We start from the raw sequence: 19,133 nt of genomic DNA on the forward strand, positions 1-19,133 counted from the left end.
AAAATTATATAAACGGAGTGTGCAATCTATGACAACATCTAAAATGAACGCAGGAACGATTCAGGAAGCGGCGGACTACATTCGTTCGAAAACCGACCTTACACCGGAAATCGGTCTTATTCTCGGTTCCGGTCTTGGTATTCTCGCCAATCTGATTGAAGACGCCGTCTCGATCCCTTACGAAGATATCCCGCATTTCCCGGTATCGACTGTAGAAGGACATGAAGGCGAGCTGCTGATCGGCACGATCAAAGGCCGTCCGGTCGTCATGATGAAAGGCCGTTTCCATATGTATGAAGGCTATGGCCCGGAAGTAACGGCTTTCCCGGTTCGCGTTATGAAAAACCTCGGCGTATCCGGTCTGCTCGTGACCAATGCGGCCGGCGGAGTTAACACGTCGTTCAAGCCGGGCGATCTTATGCTGCTGTCGGATCACCTTAACCTGACGGGTACAAGCCCGCTGATCGGGCCGAACGACTCGGCGCTCGGCGTACGTTTCCCGGATATGTCTGAAGCGTACAGCCGCAGACTGCGTGCCGCAGCTAAGGAAGCGGCGTCGGAGCATGATTTCAACTTCCAAGAAGGCGTGTACGCAGGGCTGCTCGGCCCGACTTACGAGACACCGGCCGAAATCCGGATGCTGCGCACGCTCGGAGCGGATGCGGTCGGCATGTCCACCGTTTCGGAAACGATCGTAGCTCGTCATGCTGGTATCGAAGTGCTGGGGATTTCCTGCATCACGAACATGGCTGCCGGTATTCTCGATCAGCCGCTGTCGCACGATGAAGTGATGGAAACAGCCGATATGGTCAAAGAGAAATTCCTTGGTCTCGTGCTGAGCATCATTCCAAAGATGTAAGTTTCGTAAGGTTCTGACAAAAACACAAATCAACTGCGCTTTAGTCCATTCAGCGCGGATTCAAGGGTCTGCTATACTGGGAACAAATCCCGGCGCAGGCCCTCTTTTCTTTACAGCGAGCGGCCGAGACCCCGGAACACATCGGAGGAATTTACATGTATCTGCATGGAACCAGCAAGGTCAATGCCGCAGGGCATTTGGAAATTGGAGGCTGTGACGTCGTCGAATTGAAGCAGACGTATGGCACTCCGCTGTATATTATGGACGAAGAACTGATCCGCCGCCGCGCCCGTGAATACCGTCAGGCATTCGAAGCTTCCGGCCTGACATTCCAAGTCGCTTATGCAAGCAAAGCGTTTAGCACGCTTGCGATGTGCCGCATCGCTGATGAAGAAGGACTGTCACTGGACGTTGTTTCTGACGGCGAGCTGCACACGGCGCTCAAAGCTGGATTCCCGGCACACCGTATTCATTTCCATGGAAATAACAAAACACCGGCTGAAATCGAGATGGCGATGGACGCACAGATCGGATGTTTTGTGGCGGACAACTTCATCGAGCTGCAGATGCTTCAGGCAATCGCCGCAGAGCAAGGCCGTAAGGTAAGCATCCTGCTGCGCGTGACGCCTGGCGTCGAAGCACACACGCATGAGTATATCTCCACCGGACAGACAGATTCCAAGTTCGGTTTCGATATCCAGAACGGTACGGCGCTCGAAGCTGTGAAGGCGGCAGCGGAGCTTCCAAACCTGGAGCTGCTGGGTCTGCATTCGCATATTGGCTCGCAGATTTTCGAGACGGACGGTTTCGAGATGGCGGTCGAGCGTGTAGCCGGATTCGCTCGCAGCGTGAAAGATCAGCTGGACGTGGAATTTAAAGTTGTCAACTTGGGCGGCGGCTTCGGTATCCGCTACACGGAAGGCGATACGCCGCTTGAAGTGGCCGAGTATGTCAAAGCCATTACGGATGCCGTGAAAAAGTCCTTTGCAGACATCGGTTCGCAGCTGCCGCAAATCTGGGTAGAGCCAGGCCGCAGCATTGTGGGCGATGCCGGTACGACGCTGTACACCGTTGGAACGAGCAAAGATATTCCGGGCGTGCGCAAATACGTCGCCGTAGACGGCGGCATGACCGACAACCCGCGTCCAGCGCTGTACGAATCGAAGTACGAAGCAATGCTGGCAAATCGTGCCGGTGATGCCAACGAAGAGACGGTTTCCATCGCAGGCAAATGCTGCGAGAGCGGGGATATGCTGATCTGGGATCTTGAGCTGCCAAAGCCGAATACCGGCGATCTGTTGGCTGTTGCCTGCACTGGCGCATACAACTACGCGATGGCGAGCAACTACAACCGTATCCGTCGTCCGGCCGTTGTTTTCGTCAAGGACGGCCTGAGCGATCTTGTTGTCCGCCGCGAAAGCTTGGACGATATCACGGATAACGATGTCATTCCGGCACGTTTGGCCAAGCAGAGCGTAGAAGCGAAATAATCGGCTGGACAACGGGGGAAGAACAAACAGAATTTTCTCCATAACCCAAGGAACGGCGAAAGCCGTTCCTTTTTCTGCTGCAACCTCTATAAGCTTTTTTCGATTCATAAAGAACACGCTTTGCGTTATCTTTCCGTTTCGGGTAAAATGGACAAGGTTGCCGAAGCATCCCGTCAGGGATAGGAATTGGCCGAATCACGAACGAATTATACGAATCCAAGGGAGATGACCATGATGAAAAAAGGATATATCGAGCTTGAAAATGGCGGCAACGTCGAAATCGAATTTTTGCCGGAAGAAGCACCGAACACGGTAGCAAACTTCGAGAAACTGGCAAACTCCGGTTTCTATAACGGTCTTTCGTTCCACCGCGTTATTCCGGGCTTCGTCGCTCAAGGCGGATGCCCGAACGGTACCGGCACAGGCGGTCCTGGTTGGCAGATCGACTGCGAAACAGATACAAACGTAACGAAGCATGCCAAAGGCGTTCTGTCTATGGCCCATGCTGGCAGAAACACGGGCGGAAGCCAGTTCTTCATCTGCTACGGTCCTCAGCCGCACCTTGACGGTGTACACACGGTCTTCGGCAAAGTGACTAAAGGTATGGAATTTATCGACGGAGTCAATGCCGGCGACAAAATGAAAGAAGTTAAAGTCGTAACGGAATAGTCTTATTCTAGAACGACAAAGCCCCTTATCGGACAAAATCCGATTAAGGGGCTTTTTTTCGGAAAATAGGGCGTGCTGTCAACGGTATTTAAGGTTAACCGTTTTCGCAGAGAATGGTGTATAGTAAAAGTACTTGAGTGATAGAATGGTACACCTATTATAGGCAGAAGGGGTTCGAAATATGCATCGTATTTTCCAAGTCAGTTATGCCATCTTCTTTGTTGTTGCCCTGCTAATGCTGCTGGTTCTGCCTTGGCCTAATGGAACCGCTATGTATCCGTTTCTGATTCTGGTGATCTGCGGTTGGGGCTTCTGGTATTCGGGGAAAAAGCATAAGCACAGGTCTCAATCCATATCTAAGTCCTCCCTTCAATCCCCATCTAAATCCATTCCCAAGTCCAAGCCCAGAAGAAAATAATTCATTTCCTGATTTTTTGGTTTGCTGTTTTCCATTTCTGTTCGAAAAACCGTCGGCGCCTGCTGACGGTTTTTAATTTTATCCCGGCAGAGTATCGCTTCCCACATAAAGATCGTATTTCGCACCGTTTTTATTGTAGATGTACAACTTGAATTCGCCGGTCAACGGGGTTCCCTTCTCGTTGGTGATCGTAATAGAACAACCGCTTTTTCCTTTTAGCAGGTAGTCCTCAGCCAAGGGCACTAACCCTATATATTTGCGTCGAAGCTGTACATATACTTCTGAAGAAGAAACATTTTTCAAAAAAATCGTCAGCTCTGCATTTTGTTCGCCGGAGGCTGTGAACATTCCTGTATATCCGGTTCCTCCTCTAAAATGAGTGTCGAGGGGAGCCGCTGCCAAAGCTTTATCCGACAAAGGAGAGAATTTGACAACAACTTTGGAGAACGAAGATTCATCCTCGATCTGCATGATTTCTTCCTCGGTCCAATTTGCAGCAGTCAACAGCGTGACATCGCTAGCTTCGGCTTGGGCAGGAGAGGAGTAGTTGATAACGCCTGTTCCCGAAAATTCGATTAAATCCCCTTTGTGCAGAACATTATAGTCTTCCTCGGGCAACTGCAGCCATACTGCATTCGAGTGATTCTCTGCTAACATTTTCTCGGTGTTGCCTTCCAACAGGTCAGATCTGCTTGCACTTTCCACAAGCAGAATGCGACCGTCCAGTTTTTCGGCTACAATTCCCGTATTTTGATTAGAGGTATGGGTTTTTTGGTCGACTTCTTCATTACTGTTTGAAGAACAGCCTGCTGTTAGAATGAGAGCTGCAGCTGCCGCAATTCGAAAAAATTTCATAGTATCGTCTCCTTTTGGGACATAAGGCGAAAGATCATAAATGAATGGCTGCTGAAATAATGCCAATTGATTTTTTGCAGCAAAAGACTTCTTTTTAAATTGTAAAACAAGAATAGACTTACAGCAACTTGAAGACGTACATCGAATTGGAAACGGTTCGTGCTAAGCCTCATTGCATTTCCCTGCCAACCGTGCTACCATCATATTTAATACCGTACTTCGGTCACTCACCGGGTACTTTCTGCCTGACTCTTCGTGTTTTATAACCGAACAGGCGATACACTATACTCTTTCGGGGCGGGGTGCAATTCCCCACCGGCGGTGACGGCACGCCATTTTCAGGATGGCCGGCCGAAGTCCGTGACCCGGATTGCTTCTTACATGAAGCTTTTCGGTTGACCCGGTGCAATTCCGGGACCGACAGTTACAGTCTGGATGGGAGAAAGAGAAAACGAACCGTCGTATTTGCCGTGCCTACGACTGAAAGCGAATCGGTTTAGCCGTTCGATTTCGGATCATTCAGGTTTGAGCGGTCCGTGTACACGCAAGCAAAAATCAGAGCTCTCGGACAGCTTATGCCCGGTGCCCCGTTTGTTTGTTTTGCGCTGTCCGGTTTCCGTCTTTTATATTTAGGCAGATGCAAACTTCAGGTTTTGCCTTTGGCATATCTGTCTGTTTGCAGACCGAATTTTCGGCAAATACGCACTCCTTCGATTTTCAATCCCAAGCCCCGTTCTCGGATCGACATCCGAGCACGGGGCTTTTTGCATGTACCGAATAGAGCATACCGGAACGGTAGGAAGATATTGGACAGACCTTGAGAGAGGAGGAAGCTTATGTTTACCGGTTTGATTGAGGAAGTAGGCAGCCTGCGGCGCGCTGATCGGCGCGGGGAAGCGATGGTACTGACACTTGGCGCGAAAAAAGTGCTGGAGAATGTCGCGATCGGAGACAGTATAGCGGTAAATGGCGTTTGCTTGACGGTAACCAGCTACGATCGAGATTCGTTTACGGTCGATGTCATGCCGCAAACTTACCGAAGCAGCAACCTCAATATGCTTGGAAGCGGCAGTCCGGTCAATCTGGAACGGGCACTGGCTGCCAATGGACGCTTTGGCGGACATATCGTTCAGGGGCATGTCGACGGCACTGCTTCAATCGTATCGATCGAGCGGGATCAGAACGCGGTCATTTTTACGCTCAAAGCTGATGATCCGCATATGATGCGATATGTCATCGGGAAAGGTTCGATTGCAATTGATGGAATTAGCCTGACGGTGACACATGCGGAGAACGACCATTTCGGGGTGTCCATTATTCCGCACACATTGGGCGAAACAGCTCTTCAGCATAAGAAGGCGGGAAGTTCCGTTAACATTGAGTGCGACATTTTGGGTAAATATGTGGAGCATTTACTTGGCTTTGGAAAGCGGGATCGTACGGAGGCAAAGACGTTCTCCGCAATCGATGAAAGCTTTTTGTCACGACACGGGTTTGCCTGATCGTCGTATGGATAGCGAAGATATTGCACTGGATGAAAGGCGAAGGATGAAGGAGGAGAAATTATGGATGAACGATTTACATTCGACGCCATTGATGATGCGCTGACAGATCTAAAAGCCGGAAAAATCGTGTTGGTTGTCGATGATGAGGATCGGGAAAATGAAGGCGACTTTATCGCTCTGGCCGATCGGGTCACTCCGGAAGTGATCAACTTTATGATTACAGAAGGACGTGGGTTGGTCTGCCTGCCCATTACCCGCGAACGTGCGGCGTTGTTGGAACTGGAGCCGATGACCGTAAGAAATACGGATTTTCACGGTACGGCATTTACGGTATCCGTCGACCATGTCCAAACGACGACAGGCATTTCGGCTCACGAGCGTGCAGTAACGGCTCGGGCAATCACTCAGTTGGAGACAAAGGCCGACGACTTCCGTCGCCCTGGGCACATGTTCCCGCTGATCGCCAAAGACGGCGGTGTACTGCGGCGGGCCGGACATACGGAAGCGGCAATCGATCTGGCTCGCTTGAGCGGAGCGGAGCCGGCTGGCGTTATCTGTGAAGTGATCAAGGAAGACGGCTCGATGGCGCGTCTGCCGGATCTCGTCGAAATGGCAAAGAAATGGAACATGAAGCTAATCAGCATCAAAGATCTGATCCAATACCGCAGTGAGCGCGAGCAGCTGATTCGGCGCGAGGTCGAGGTGCGGATGCCGACGGACTTCGGTGAATTCCGAGCTATCGCTTACAGCAACAAGATCGATGACAAAGAACATGTGGCTTTGGTCAAAGGGAAGATCGATCCAGAGCGTCCGGTTCTGCTGCGTGTACATTCGGAATGCCTGACCGGCGATGTGTTCCATTCACACCGCTGCGACTGCGGTCCGCAGTTTGAAGCGGCAATGCGCCAGATTGAAGAAGAAGGGTCCGGTATCCTGCTCTATATGCGTCAGGAAGGCCGGGGCATCGGACTCATTAACAAGCTCAAGGCATACAAGCTGCAGGAAGAAGGATTAGATACCGTTGATGCCAATCTGGCGCTTGGGTTTGCCGCCGACCTGCGGGAATACGGCATCGGAGCGCAGATTTTGAGCGATCTCGGCGTTCGACAGATTCGGCTTTTGACCAACAATCCCCGAAAGATTAAAGGGTTGCAGGGACACGGGCTGGAAGTGGTCGAACGAGTACCGATTCAAATGCCGGAAAATGCGGATAATACCGGTTACCTGCATACAAAACAGTCGAAACTCGGACATCTGATGAACTTTGTCGGAGACGACAAAGCGGCAGTGCCGGCGGAAGAGCTTCAACCGCTGGAACAAAACGAGCTTCCGTTATCGCCGGATAACGGAACGAAGCTGTAAGTGTGCTTTAACAAAAGCGGCGTCAATTGAAAGTGAAGGCCAAACACGGTTCATTCAGCGGCTGTGCTGAAGCGATTGAGAACAGAAGTCAAGAAATTTGTAAAACACAGGCTACAAACCGGGCAATCTGGTATACAATAGACAAAGGATGGTTGATGACAAATGGCAAATGTATTTGAAGGAAACTTGGTATCGCAAGGGTATAAGTTTGGGATCGTTGTAGGCAGATTTAACGAGTTCATTACGTCAAAGCTGCTGTCGGGAGCGCTCGATGCGCTCAAGCGTCACGGCGTGGAAGACAACGATGTTGATGTTGCATGGGTGCCGGGAGCATTTGAAATGCCGTTGATCGCACAGAAGATGGCGGAGAGCGGCAAGTACGATGCGGTTATCACATTGGGGACGGTGATCCGCGGATCGACAACCCACTACGATTACGTTTGCAACGAAGTAGCCAAGGGCGTGTCCGCCATTAACTTGAAGACGGGCGTTCCGACAATCTTTGGCCTCGTCACCACCGAGAATATCGAACAGGCGATCGAACGTGCGGGAACCAAAGCCGGCAACAAAGGCTGGGATTCCGCGATGGCGGCAATCGAGATGGCCAGCCTGAGCCGTCAATTCGAGGGCTGACCGTTCGCAATACGGGCGGAGGGGAAACGGCTTGACTGTACTTTACAAACTGGAAACGTTCGAAGGTCCGCTCGACCTGCTTCTGCACCTGATCGACAAGGCGGAGATCGATATTCAGCAGATCCCCATCAGTACGATTACGGAGCAGTACATGCAGTATCTGCATAGTCTGCAGGAATTAGAGCTGGAAGTAACGAGCGAATTCCTCGTGATGGCGGCGACGCTGCTCGCGATCAAGAGCAAACTGCTGCTGCCCAAACCTCCGGTCATGGATATGGATGAGTACGATTTCTACGAAGAGGAAGAACCCGATCCGCGGGAGGACCTGATTCGCAGGCTGACCGAATATCGGAAGTATAAGAGTATTGCCGGGCTGCTGCATGAGAAAGAGCACGAGCGCGGTCGCATCTATATTCGGGAGCCGGATGATCTGGCGTCATTTCTGCCGGAAGAAGATTCGAATCCAGTTGAAGGCTTGCATGTCGCCGATCTGGTATCGGCGCTGCAGAGGGCGCTGATGCGGGTCGATCGCAAGCCAATTGTCGCCAGGATCCGCCGCGACGAGATTTCCGTAAGGGATCGGATGCGGGAGCTGGAAGGCGCCCTGCGCGGTGCAGGACCCGGCGGCAGAATATTGTTCTCTAGCGTGCTGAACGAACGGATGTACAGACAGGAGATCGTCGTGACGTTCCTCGCCGTACTCGAACTGATGAAGATGAAGCAGGTGAGCTGCTATCAGGATCGGCTGTTCGACGACATCGTAATGGAGTGGAGAGGGGAAACGGCGTCAAATGGATTTGCAGACGTTGAAGTCGATTATTGAAGGTCTTCTGTTTCTGGCAGGAGATGAAGGATTAACCGTGAGGCAGATTGCCGAGATCACGGAATGCAAGCCGGGCGAAGCGCAGAAAGCTGTCGAGAGCCTGCAGCGCGATCTGCGTAAGTCGGGCCGGGGACTGCGCGTTACCAAACTGGCCGGAGCTTATCATCTGGCGACGCTGCCGGAGCATTCGGAATATTTCGAGCGGCTGGCTTATTCTCCGTCTCGGGCGACCCTGTCGCAGGCGGCGCTGGAAACGCTGGCGATCGTTGCGTATCGGCAGCCAATTACACGGATCGAGATTGAAGAGATTCGCGGGGTTAAGTCGGAACGGGCGATTCATACGCTGACGAACAAAAATCTGATCGTCGAGACGGGACGTGCCGACGCGATCGGTCGTCCGATCCTGTACGGCACGACCAAAGCATTTCTTGGTTATTTCGGTCTCGGCGGCCTGGAAGAGCTGCCGGATGCTTCTGCATTCGAGGCGATGATCGCCTCGGAAGATGAAGATCGGCTGCTTTTCGGAGGTCTGGAGGCAGCCGAAGAAGAGGGGATCGAAGCCGTTTCTCCGGCAGAAGAGACGGGCATGATGGAAAACGGAGCGGAAGAAGAGTGACGATAACCGATCGTATCTCTTTGAATCGTTAAGCGCATAGCCGCGCTCTCCTACGGACAAGCAAAGTTTATTTGAGGTCCTCCCTGACAAACAGGAAGGACCTCAAATGCTTTTTTAAGCAAGAAAAGCTTGGGAAGACCGAGGAAGCAAAGGTTGATGCCGCTTGTGATTTTATGTGTCTATCGGTATGATGAAAAGTGAGGTGACTGGATGACTATGGAACGATTACAGAAAATTTTGGCCCAGGCGGGTGTGGCTTCGAGACGGAAATGTGAGGAGCTCATTTTGGCGGGTAAGGTTGAGGTCAATGGCGAAGTTGTGACGACGCTTGGAACTAAAGCCGATCCGGATGCCGACGAGATTACGGTCAGCGGCCGGGCGATTAAGGCTCAGAAAAAGCTGTACCTGATGTTTAACAAGCCGAAAGGCGTGATTACAAGCGCAACCGATCCGGAAGGCCGTAAGGTCGTAACCGATTATATTAAAGGAATCAAAGAGCGCGTTTATCCGGTCGGCCGCCTGGATTACGATTCGGAAGGTCTGCTGCTGCTGACTAACGACGGCGATCTGGCCCAGAAGATGACGCATCCGAGCCATCACGTACCCAAGACTTATCTGGCGACGGTGGAAGGCATTCCGCACGGGGATTCGTTGGAAAAGCTAAGAAGAGGTATTCAACTGGAAGACGGCATGACTGCACCGGCAGATCTTGATTATTACGACGTGGATCAAGAGAAGAAGCAGGCTACGATTCGTATTACCATTTATGAAGGCAAAAACCGTCAGGTCCGCCGCATGTTCGATGCAATCTCGCACCCGGTTAAGCGTCTTAAGCGGATTTCCATGGGTAATCTGTATTTGCAGAATCTGAAGCGGGGCTTGTTCCGCCATCTGACTGCGAACGAAGTCAACGAGCTCAAGCAGCTTGCGGATAAAAAGAACCTTATGGATAAAAAGAACGACGAATCCTGATTTTGGCAGGACGGATCTTGATTGGGTGTGCCCGTATTACGGCAGAATGAAGCGGGAAAGGTTCGTCGCATTCGGCATATCGTAGACGAAGGGGTTGTTGCAGCATGGCTGATCAAAAAGAGCGAATTCTTGTGGTAGACGACGAAGAGAGAATCCGTCGTTTGCTTCGTATGTATCTGGAAAAAGAAGGATATGAAATCGAAGAAGCCGAAGATGGAGAAACCGCTTTGCAAAAAGCGACGGAAGGCGACTATACGCTGGTCATCCTTGATGTGATGCTGCCTGGAATCGACGGTGTTGAGGTATGCGCACGGCTTCGTCAGTTCAAGTCGACACCGGTTCTGATGTTGACTGCCAAAGGGGAAGAAGTCAATCGGGTTCAGGGATTTGAAGTCGGTGCAGACGATTACGTTGTCAAGCCGTTCAGCCCGCGTGAAGTCATCTATCGGGTCAAAGCGATCCTGCGCCGTTCTTCGGCGACCGCTTATCTGACCAAAGAGAGCGGAACGAGCAACAATATTGTTTTTCCGCATCTGACAATCGAACATGACGCGCATCGCGTTCTTGCCGGAGGGCATGAAGTGAGTCTGACTCCTAAAGAATATGAGCTGCTGCATTATCTGGCCGTATCGCCGGACAAAGTATTCTCTCGCGAGGAACTGCTGAAAGACGTATGGAATTATGAGTTTTTTGGTGATCTTCGCACAGTCGACACACATGTCAAAAGGCTTCGTGAGAAACTAAACAAAGTTTCGCCCGATTCGGCGTCCATGATCACAACCGTATGGGGCGTAGGTTATAAACTCGAGGTTCCGAAGTAAGATGAAGGGTTGGACCGAAAAGGTAGGCACGCTGTGGCAGACGCTGGTCGGCAAACTGTGGTTGACGATTATCGGGCTCGTCGCCTGTGTGCTGCTGACTCTGGGCTTTTTCCTGCTGCCTTATGTGGATATCACATTTGCCAATTCTGCGGCCGTCAAGCGGATGCTCATTTACGTGGGAATCATCGGCTTTTCCATGACGACCGTATTTGCATTGTTTTTACTTAAAAAGATTACGCAGCCCATGCGTCAGTTGATCGATGCGGCGGACTCCATTCGGCAGGGCGATTACGGCACACGCGTGCATCTGGAGGCGCATGACGAGATTGGCGAGCTGGGAAGCACTTTCAACTTGATGGCAGCCAGACTTGAGGAAAATATTCGCGATTTGAATATCGAGAAAGAACAGCTGGCCGGCGTTCTGCGCAGTATGAGCGACGCTATGATTACCTTCGGGCGGGATGGAACGGTTCAACTTACCAATCCGGGCGGCGATCGTCTGCTGGAGGACTGGAGGGCGATCAACTGGGAGGACGAAGATTCCCAGCAATCGACATCATCGTCTTTGACAATTCCCAAGCCGCTGTATCCGCTGTTCCAAGAAGTGACGACGACGCTGGAAGACCGAAGTGCAAATGTCTTAGTCCGACGGGGCGTCTGGGCGGTCAACATGGCTCCGCTGTTTTTGGACAATGAAGTGCGCGGAGCGGTAGCCGTACTGCGCGATGTAACGGATGCGGTCAATATGGAGAAGATGCGCAAAGATTTCGTAGCGAACGTTTCGCATGAGATTCGTACGCCGCTGTCGATGATGCAGGGTTACAGCGAAGCGCTGCTCGACGGCTTTGCCGATTCGCCTGAAGAACGGGATGAGCTGCTTCACGTGATTCACGACGAATCGCTGCGAATGGGCCGCTTGGTCAAGGATCTGTTGGACCTCGCCCGAATGGAAGCTGGTCATACCGATATTTCAAGGCTTCCTGTTGATATCGGGGAACTTGTCGAACGGGTCTATCGCAAGTTTGTCGTCCGGGCAAAAGAAAGTGAGTTGGACTTCCGGCTTCATCGGGCTCCAGAGGAACTTATGCTGGAACAGGCGGATGAAGATCGGTTGGAACAAGTTGTGACCAATTTGTTGGACAATGCATTTCGTCATACCCCAGCGGGACGCAAAGTCTCAATTACAGTTGAACCGACCTTTGCAGACGGTGAGGCAATGACGATTTGCGTAGCGGACGAAGGGCATGGCATTCCGGCAGAAGATGTGCCGCATATTTTTGAGCGCTTCTACAAGGCGGATAAAGCAAGAACGAGAGCCGCTTCTAGCGGAACCGGATTGGGACTTGCAATTGTCAAAAATATTGTCGATGCCCATGGGGGTCGAATCCAAGTAGAAAGCGTTCTGGGCGAAGGGACCAAGTTTCGGGTTATTCTGCCGAGGTATGGTCGACACGTCTGAGTTCGTACAAAAATTCAGGAAATATCAGGTGTGAAATCGAACATGTCGGAAGAAATTCCGGCATGTTCGATTTATATAAATATGTAGAAAATTAAGCCTTCTTCTTTTTTAAAGATAGACGAAAAGGGGATCGGTGGAAACGGTAAGTTTGTTTGGGCGGCTGCTTTCCCGGTTAAAGAAGCCCAAGCAAGTGGAAGGGGAGGAGCCTTTATGAGCGGCACCTATATTTTGGCGTTGGACCAGGGGACAACAAGTTCCCGGGCTATCGTATTCGACGACGAAGCGCGTCCGACCGGGATAGGTCAGCGAATGTTTAAGCAGCATTTCCCGCTGCCGGGCAGAGTGGAACATGATCCCGAAGAAATTTGGATCAGCCAGTTGGAGGCGGCGCGCGAAGCGATTTCCGTCTCTGGTGTACGAGCGGAAGACATTGCGGCGATCGGCATTACTAACCAGCGAGAGACAACGCTGATTTGGGAACGGGAGAGCGGGCGCCCAATTGGTCCTGCTATCGTGTGGCAGGATCGCCGAACAGCGCCGCTGTGTGAAGATCTGAAGCGCCGCGGACTGGAACTCTATATTCGCAAGACAACGGGACTCGTTGTTGATGCTTATTTTTCGGCAACGAAGATCGCTTGGATGCTGGAACATATTCCAGAGGCTAGAAAGCGGGCGGAAGCTGGAGAGCTGCTGGCGGGTACCGTCGACTCGTGGCTGATCTGGAAATTGACCGGCGGCAATTCCCATGTGACCGATGTCACCAATGCTTCGCGTACAATGCTGTTCGATATCGACCGGTTGGCTTGGGATGACCGTTTGCTGCGCGAGCTGAATATTCCGGCTTCAATGCTGCCAAAAGTTTTAATGTCCGGCGCCGATTTTGGCCGTACACTGCCGGAGTGGTTCGGAGGCGTAGAGATTCCGATCGCTTCGGTACTCGGTGACCAGCAGGCCGCCTTATTCGGTCATGCCTGTGTAGAAGCCGGCCATGCTAAAAACACTTACGGTACCGGCTGTTTTATTCTGTTGAATACCGGAGAAGAACAGGTGGCTTCCGCTCACGGTCTGCTGACAACCGTCGCTTGGGGTTGGAAAGACAAGATTCATTATGCGCTTGAAGGCAGTGTTTTCGTCGCAGGCGCAGCGGTGGAATGGCTGAAAGACGGATTGAACTTGATCGACGATCCGGACGAGTCGGAACGACTGGCCGCAAGCGTCGAAGACTCTGGCGGAGTCGTAATCGTACCGGCTTTCACCGGACTTGGAGCTCCTTATTGGGACATGTATGCCCGCGGTTCCATGTTTGGTCTGACCCGCGGTACGCAGCCGGGACATATCGCGAGAGCCACGCTGGAGTCGCTGGCATTGCAGACCCGTGACGTAACGAATGCCATGGAGAAGGACTCAGGCATTCCGCTGCGCGAGTTGAGAGTCGACGGAGGAGCGGTCAAGAACAACATCTTGATGCAGTTTCAAGCGGATATTTTGGGCCTGGATGTTGTGCGTACCGAGCAGGGGGAAACGACGGCGCTTGGAGCCGCCATGCTGGCGGGGTTGCAGCACGGCTTATGGCAGCAGGAACAGCTCCGTTCGTTCAATCCTCCGGGCGCCTATTTTCGTCCATTGATGGATGCGGAGCTTCGGGAGCGGAAATATCGTCACTGGCAAAATGCGGTCGAACGTACGCGCGGCTGGGAAGAGGCGGAGGATTAAGCCTGGCAAAAGTCCTGTGAGGATATTGCCAGCTGTGAGGCAGCTTCTTAACCGCAGCAGAAGCTGCCGGAAGGATCGAAGATTAGGATGTTCCGTTTTCCTGATCAAGAAGTATCAAAAAAGCTGTAGGCGTCAAATTGGCGCATACAGCTTTTTTCAATTCATTATAGGACTCTTAGCGATCTGCCCTCGAGAGACAAAAAGGATTTTCGACGTCACTGAAGCTTCTGACGTTACTGAAACTTCTTATGATATTATCTGAAACGTCTTTTCTAAGAAACTGTTACAATGTGATTTCTTGGGCCGAATTAATAGCCGGCAGACCGACAAGCTCGGTCAGGACATTTTTCGGTACTTCCTTATCGACACTGAGCAGCATGACGGCTTCGCCGCCAACCACTTTACGTCCCACCTGCATTGTTGCGATATTGACTTCATTGCGGCCGAGCAGCGTTCCCATGCTTCCGATAATCCCTGGCTGGTCATTGTGCGAAATAAGCAGCAGATGATTGTCCGGAGCGGAGTCGATCGGGAATTCGTTAACTTGAACGATCCGTTCGCCGTATCCGTACAGCAGCGTTCCGGCTACAGCGCGCTGTTTGTCATTTTGTTCAACAAGCGTTACCGTGATCAGGTTTGTAAAGCCTTTGGTTGTCGTAGAACTGCTGATCTGTACATTCAAATCGCGAATTTTGGCCAGATGCAGCGAATTGACAATATTGACGTCGCCGCCCAGATGGCGCGAAAGCACGCCTTTGATAATATAACGAGTCAGCGGCTGGGTGTCGACTTCCGACAGTTCACCAGCATAATCGATCTTGATCGATGTAACCGCCGCCGTAGTGAGCTGCGAAGCAAAGCTGCCGAGCTTCTCGCCGATCGAGAAGTAAGGCTGAAGCTTGTTCATCACGCTGCTGGCGACAGGAGGCATGTTAACGGCGTTTTTGAACGGTTCATCGCGCAGAATATGCAGGACCTGCTCGGACACGTCGATCGCCACGTTTTCTTGCGCTTCGACAGTCGAAGCGCCCAAGTGAGGCGTGACAATAATTTTTGGATTGTTCAGGAACGGATGATCCGGAGCTGGAGGCTCATGTTCGAATACGTCGAACGCTGCTCCCGCGACAATACCCTGATTGATCGCTTCAACGAGGGCCACTTCGTCTACAACGCCGCCTCGGGCGCAGTTAATGATACGCATCCCTTTTTTCATGACGGCAAACTGGCTGCTCGAAATCATATGTTTCGTTTCCGGCGTCAGAGGCGTATGCACCGTGATAAAGTCGGCGTTTTTGACAATGTCATCAACACTGGACAGTTTTACTCCAAGCTTTTCTGCGCGTTCTTCAGTCAAGAACGGATCATAACCCAGAATGTCCATGCCAAATACTTTTGCTCGTTTGGCCACTTCGCTGCCGATCCGGCCCATGCCGAGTACACCCAGCTTTTTGTTGCGCAGCTCGACGCCGAGGAATTTACGATCCCATTCTCCGCCAATTGTTTTCGCATAAGCTTGAGGAATATGACGGGCAAGCGCCATCATCATTGCAAAAGCATGTTCGCAGGTCGTAATCGTGTTTCCGTCCGGTGCGTTGATGACAATAATGCCGCGTCCGGTAGCGGCCGGCAGGTCGATGTTGTCAACGCCTACTCCGGCGCGTCCGACCACTTTGAGACGTGTTCCTGCGTTCATAATGTTTTCGGTTACCTTCGTTTGGCTGCGTACGAGAAGTGCGTCGTACTCGCCGATAATGTCGATCAATTCGGCTTCGGACAACCCCGTCTTTTTATCCACCTGCACATCCGCCGCTTCCACCAGCTGTTGAATACCCAGATCGCTGATCGGGTCGGATACCAATACTTTAAACATCGTCTCATTTCCTCCCTTGTTCGGTGCACTGTACGCTTTAGGTCAAATATGTTCAAAGAACGGTTCCGCAGCTGCGGAACGTCCGAAAAACCGCTTTTACAGGCAGACTGACTCGGTTGCAGTGTTGCGATAATGAAAAGACGCGTTGGTGTGACAGAGGGCCAATCTGAGCCAAAGTGGCGGGTCAACGAACCTCTTCATGAAGAAGTTTTTTTCGTAAAAAAAGACTCCTATCCTCATACCGCTTGCGCAGTAAAGGGACGAGAGTCTCGCGGTGCCACCCTAATTCGCCATGCCCTTGCGGGCATCGGCCTTAGCGGGTCGGAATTTCCGACCCTTCACGGTAACGGCGTGACACCGGCTGCGCCTACGCCGCCAAATGCGGGGTCGGACAGACGCTCGGGAGCGCTCGGAAGCAGGGAAGCATTACCGGTTCGCACCAACCACCGGTTCTCTGAATATGCAGGACCCGCTCGTTCTCCTTCAAAGCGTTTCGCTCAGGTTGAATTTTTTCATACTTTAACACAAGGTTACAAGGAGTGTCAACGGTCAAAACCAATTCGGATTTTAATAGTACAACAGCAAATGTATCGGTTTTTTATTCAATTATACCTGCTTATTTCCGAATTATTAAGAATGAAATTGTGCAGTGCGTACGTATTTTTCAGGATTAAAGCGCATTCTTATACAAGCTGGAAGCAGCAGAGCGAACATAGAATAAAACCGCTCCAAAACTTGATTACGACCGGGGTTTTCGTTATCATTTGATTAGATTTCCGCTTTCTAAATTGCAGCTACTATGGGGCATGAACAAACAACAAGGGTGTTCATACGTCCTCTCGAAGGAAACCAAACATGACAAACAAAAAAAAGAGGAAAAACCGGCGCGGTGCTGTACAATTGACCGACCGCTTGCTGCTTGTGAATCTGTATCTTACCCAAGGTTTGACGATCATAATCGGTACGATCTGGATTCTGCTGCAGGGCCGAAATCCTCTGCATTTGCTGGCACTGCCCCATGACTTTGCCTTTCTCTATTGGGGAGTAGGTCTTGCCGTCGCCATGTTTTTTGTGGATTTTTTGATGACGGTGTGGGGCCGTGAGGAAGATATGGATGATGGCGGAATCAACGCGATGTTATTCCGTAAACGTCCGTTGTGGCATATTTTTGTAATCGCGGCAGTTGTGTCGGTATGCGAAGAGCTGCTGTTCCGGGGGGCGATACAGTATCATCTCGGGCCTTACTGGACAAGCATTCTGTTCGCAGTGATCCATATTCGCTATTTGAAGCATTGGCTGCCTACAGCGTGGGTATTTGCCAGCAGTTACGGACTCGGCTGGATTTACATGCAGTCGGGAACGCTGTGGGCACCGATTATTTGTCATTTCTTGATTGATTTCATTTCAGGCATCATGATCAAACGGAGGGAACAAAAGGAACAATGAGCGAACGTTTAAGCCGCATGGATCGGCATCCAAGCACAAGAAAAAAGCGCCGTAAGCGCCAGACGTTCAAGCAGGAGTGGCAGGACAACCAAATGAAGCTGTCGGATACAACAGTTATGAGACTTTCGGTTCCGGAGAACCGGGTTTCTTCACCCGAACGGCCTAAGGTTAAGGCAGCCGACTCGTCCGCCTTTGTTTCGCGTGCGGAAACAGTTTCCGCTTATGAGGAGCCGGCAGGAGCGAAGAGTGGGGCGGAAGAAGAGGAAGAGCTTCCGCCGCGCAGCGTCCTGTATCCGTCCAGTCGACTCCGACTTCACAAATGGTTTTACGAAACATTGATTGTGTTATTTCTAATACTGCTAGGGACACTTCTGTGGTGGGGGACCCAGGCGACGGGAGTGAAGTGGCCATGGCAATAAAATTCGGTTGGAAACAAGCGCTGGCCGTTGCAGCGGGAGCGGCGGCAGGTCTTGGCGTACACATGGTAAAAGAGGCGGCGGCTTTCCGCGTACAGCATGAAGACGTGCACATTCCAGGTTTGCCGGAGGCATTCGACGGTTACCGTGTTTATTTCATTGCGGACATTCATCGACGGGCGCTGCCCGAGGCGGAAATTGCCGCGCTTCAAGGCAGAGCGGATATCGTGTGGATTGCGGGCGACCTTACGGACCGTGGGGTGCCGGAGGAACGGACGCGCGCTAATATGCGGATGCTTCGCAAGCTGGGACCGGCCTACGCGGTCTACGGTAATCACGACTACGAGGCCTATATGCCCAATATGGAAAAGTTGGATCGACTGCTCGAAGAATGCGGAGTAAAACCTCTCGGCAGCAAGAATGTTCCATTGCATCGCGGAGGCAGCACGATCTGGCTGGCGGGCATCGACGATCTGGGTCCTGCCGGCATGTGGCGAGGAGATCCTCGTATACGGCGTGAAGACTGCGTGATTGTGCTGATGCACGATCCCAAGTGGGTAGTTGCGCTGCGGCGCACGTCGGCCAATTATGCTTTTGCAGGACATACACACGGCGGACAGATCAGTCTGCCGTTGATCGGCCCTGCCGCTTCGAAACCTTTTTATAAGACGTATCTGGATGGAACGCACTTTATCGATTCGGAAGACGGAGGCATGACAGGGCTTCGTATTACGCGGGGCATTGGTACAAGTCATTTTCCTCTAAGGCTGGGATCGCCTGCAGAAACGCATTTGCTGACGCTTAGAAGCGCACCGAAACTGGAGAAGTAGCGATGAACAAGCAGAGCTTGGGGCTCGGGACTGATAGACGTGTAACGGGAAACATCTGAAAAGATATATTGAAAAAGCCGTCCCAACTGGTATTATCCCCTCAAGGTAGACAGTGAAAAAAGACCTCATGGTAAAATGAGATCAACACTGAAGACCGGAGGGGATTTTTTATGGCTAAAAAAGGACAAACGTTCAAGCGATACGAGGAAGAAACCAAACGGGAAGCCGTGAGGTTGAGAACCGAAGAAGGCTGGAGCTATCCCCAAATCATGGAGAAGCTGAACATCGCAAATAAATCCCAGATTCAACGGTGGGTTGAGAAAAGTAAGACGGGGGAAGGCTTTGCCGACCAACGCGGACGTTGGAACAAAACCAA

Annotated in this window: 18 protein-coding genes and 1 riboswitch; of the genes, 16 read left to right on the top strand and 2 right to left on the bottom strand. The window is 51.6% G+C overall.

Annotation, left to right across the window (positions count from 1 at the left end; genetic code table 11):
- Window positions 1–28 precede the first annotated feature (28 nt).
- The 3 genes from F456_RS0113510 (at window position 29) to F456_RS0113520 (ending at window position 3,018) form a co-directional block, all read left to right on the top strand.
- Window positions 29–859, top strand: a complete 831-nt coding sequence (locus F456_RS0113510) for a purine-nucleoside phosphorylase (RefSeq protein ID WP_018977578.1) — start codon at window positions 29–31, stop codon at window positions 857–859.
- Window positions 860–1,014: 155 nt separating this feature from the next.
- The gene (gene lysA / locus F456_RS0113515; protein WP_018977579.1) at window positions 1,015–2,349 is read left to right on the top strand and encodes a diaminopimelate decarboxylase; all 1,335 of its coding nucleotides are present in this window, start codon (window positions 1,015–1,017) and stop codon (window positions 2,347–2,349) included.
- A 234-nt stretch (window positions 2,350–2,583) separates the two neighbouring features.
- Window positions 2,584–3,018 (top strand): peptidylprolyl isomerase, encoded by a 435-nt coding sequence (locus tag F456_RS0113520; RefSeq protein ID WP_018977580.1) that lies wholly within the window; start codon window positions 2,584–2,586, stop codon window positions 3,016–3,018.
- A gap of 496 nt (window positions 3,019–3,514) precedes the next feature.
- Here F456_RS0113520 and F456_RS0113530 read toward each other — a convergent pair whose 3' ends face one another.
- Complete coding sequence (locus tag F456_RS0113530) at window positions 3,515–4,291, bottom strand: DUF3221 domain-containing protein (RefSeq protein WP_018977582.1); 777 nt, start codon at window positions 4,289–4,291, stop codon at window positions 3,515–3,517.
- Between the two features lie 284 nt (window positions 4,292–4,575).
- A riboswitch (FMN riboswitch) is annotated at window positions 4,576–4,742 on the top strand.
- Between the two features lie 385 nt (window positions 4,743–5,127).
- Here F456_RS0113530 and ribE point away from each other — a divergent pair.
- The 9 genes from ribE (at window position 5,128) to glpK (ending at window position 14,195) form a co-directional block, all read left to right on the top strand.
- Window positions 5,128–5,793: a riboflavin synthase gene (ribE, locus tag F456_RS0113535; protein ID WP_018977583.1), complete on the top strand. Its 666-nt coding sequence runs from the start codon at window positions 5,128–5,130 to the stop codon at window positions 5,791–5,793.
- A gap of 63 nt (window positions 5,794–5,856) precedes the next feature.
- Window positions 5,857–7,158, top strand: coding sequence for a bifunctional 3,4-dihydroxy-2-butanone-4-phosphate synthase/GTP cyclohydrolase II (locus tag F456_RS22565; protein ID WP_018977584.1), 1,302 nt, complete (start codon window positions 5,857–5,859; stop codon window positions 7,156–7,158).
- A gap of 162 nt (window positions 7,159–7,320) precedes the next feature.
- Complete coding sequence (gene ribH, locus F456_RS0113545; protein ID WP_018977585.1) at window positions 7,321–7,791, top strand: 6,7-dimethyl-8-ribityllumazine synthase; 471 nt, start codon at window positions 7,321–7,323, stop codon at window positions 7,789–7,791.
- 31 nt (window positions 7,792–7,822) lie between these two features.
- Window positions 7,823–8,614, top strand: coding sequence for a segregation and condensation protein A (locus F456_RS0113550; RefSeq protein WP_018977586.1), 792 nt, complete (start codon window positions 7,823–7,825; stop codon window positions 8,612–8,614).
- The gene (gene scpB, locus F456_RS0113555; protein WP_018977587.1) at window positions 8,583–9,230 is read left to right on the top strand and encodes an SMC-Scp complex subunit ScpB; all 648 of its coding nucleotides are present in this window, start codon (window positions 8,583–8,585) and stop codon (window positions 9,228–9,230) included. Before F456_RS0113550 ends, scpB begins: the two co-directional genes overlap by 32 nt.
- Window positions 9,231–9,446: 216 nt before the next feature.
- Complete coding sequence (locus F456_RS0113560; protein ID WP_026293877.1) at window positions 9,447–10,202, top strand: pseudouridine synthase; 756 nt, start codon at window positions 9,447–9,449, stop codon at window positions 10,200–10,202.
- A 104-nt stretch (window positions 10,203–10,306) separates the two neighbouring features.
- Entirely contained in the window at window positions 10,307–11,023 is a 717-nt protein-coding gene (locus F456_RS0113565; RefSeq protein WP_018977589.1) for a response regulator transcription factor, read from the top strand.
- A 1-nt stretch (window position 11,024) separates the two neighbouring features.
- Window positions 11,025–12,482, top strand: coding sequence for a HAMP domain-containing sensor histidine kinase (locus F456_RS0113570; protein WP_018977590.1), 1,458 nt, complete (start codon window positions 11,025–11,027; stop codon window positions 12,480–12,482).
- Window positions 12,483–12,692: 210 nt separating this feature from the next.
- Window positions 12,693–14,195 (top strand): glycerol kinase GlpK, encoded by a 1,503-nt coding sequence (glpK, locus tag F456_RS0113575; protein ID WP_018977591.1) that lies wholly within the window; start codon window positions 12,693–12,695, stop codon window positions 14,193–14,195.
- Window positions 14,196–14,478: 283 nt separating this feature from the next.
- Here the strand turns inward: glpK and serA are convergent, their stop codons facing one another.
- Window positions 14,479–16,065: a phosphoglycerate dehydrogenase gene (gene serA / locus F456_RS0113580; RefSeq protein ID WP_018977592.1), complete on the bottom strand. Its 1,587-nt coding sequence runs from the start codon at window positions 16,063–16,065 to the stop codon at window positions 14,479–14,481.
- An 855-nt stretch (window positions 16,066–16,920) separates the two neighbouring features.
- Between serA and F456_RS0113590 the strand changes: the two genes are divergently transcribed.
- The 4 genes from F456_RS0113590 to F456_RS0113605 all read left to right on the top strand — a co-directional run.
- Complete coding sequence (locus F456_RS0113590; protein WP_018977594.1) at window positions 16,921–17,511, top strand: type II CAAX endopeptidase family protein; 591 nt, start codon at window positions 16,921–16,923, stop codon at window positions 17,509–17,511.
- On the top strand, window positions 17,508–17,930 hold the full coding sequence (locus F456_RS24335; RefSeq protein WP_018977595.1) for a hypothetical protein: 423 nt from the start codon (window positions 17,508–17,510) through the stop codon (window positions 17,928–17,930). The genes F456_RS0113590 and F456_RS24335 overlap by 4 nt, the downstream gene beginning before the upstream one ends.
- Window positions 17,921–18,757: a metallophosphoesterase gene (locus tag F456_RS0113600; protein ID WP_018977596.1), complete on the top strand. Its 837-nt coding sequence runs from the start codon at window positions 17,921–17,923 to the stop codon at window positions 18,755–18,757. Before F456_RS24335 ends, F456_RS0113600 begins: the two co-directional genes overlap by 10 nt.
- 170 nt (window positions 18,758–18,927) lie before the next feature.
- The coding region (locus tag F456_RS0113605; protein WP_018977597.1) for a helix-turn-helix domain-containing protein at window positions 18,928–19,133 on the top strand (206 nt) is incomplete at its 3' end.

Source organism: Saccharibacillus kuerlensis DSM 22868 (genome assembly GCF_000378145.1).
In the GTDB taxonomy this organism is placed as follows: domain Bacteria; phylum Bacillota; class Bacilli; order Paenibacillales; family Paenibacillaceae; genus Saccharibacillus; species Saccharibacillus kuerlensis.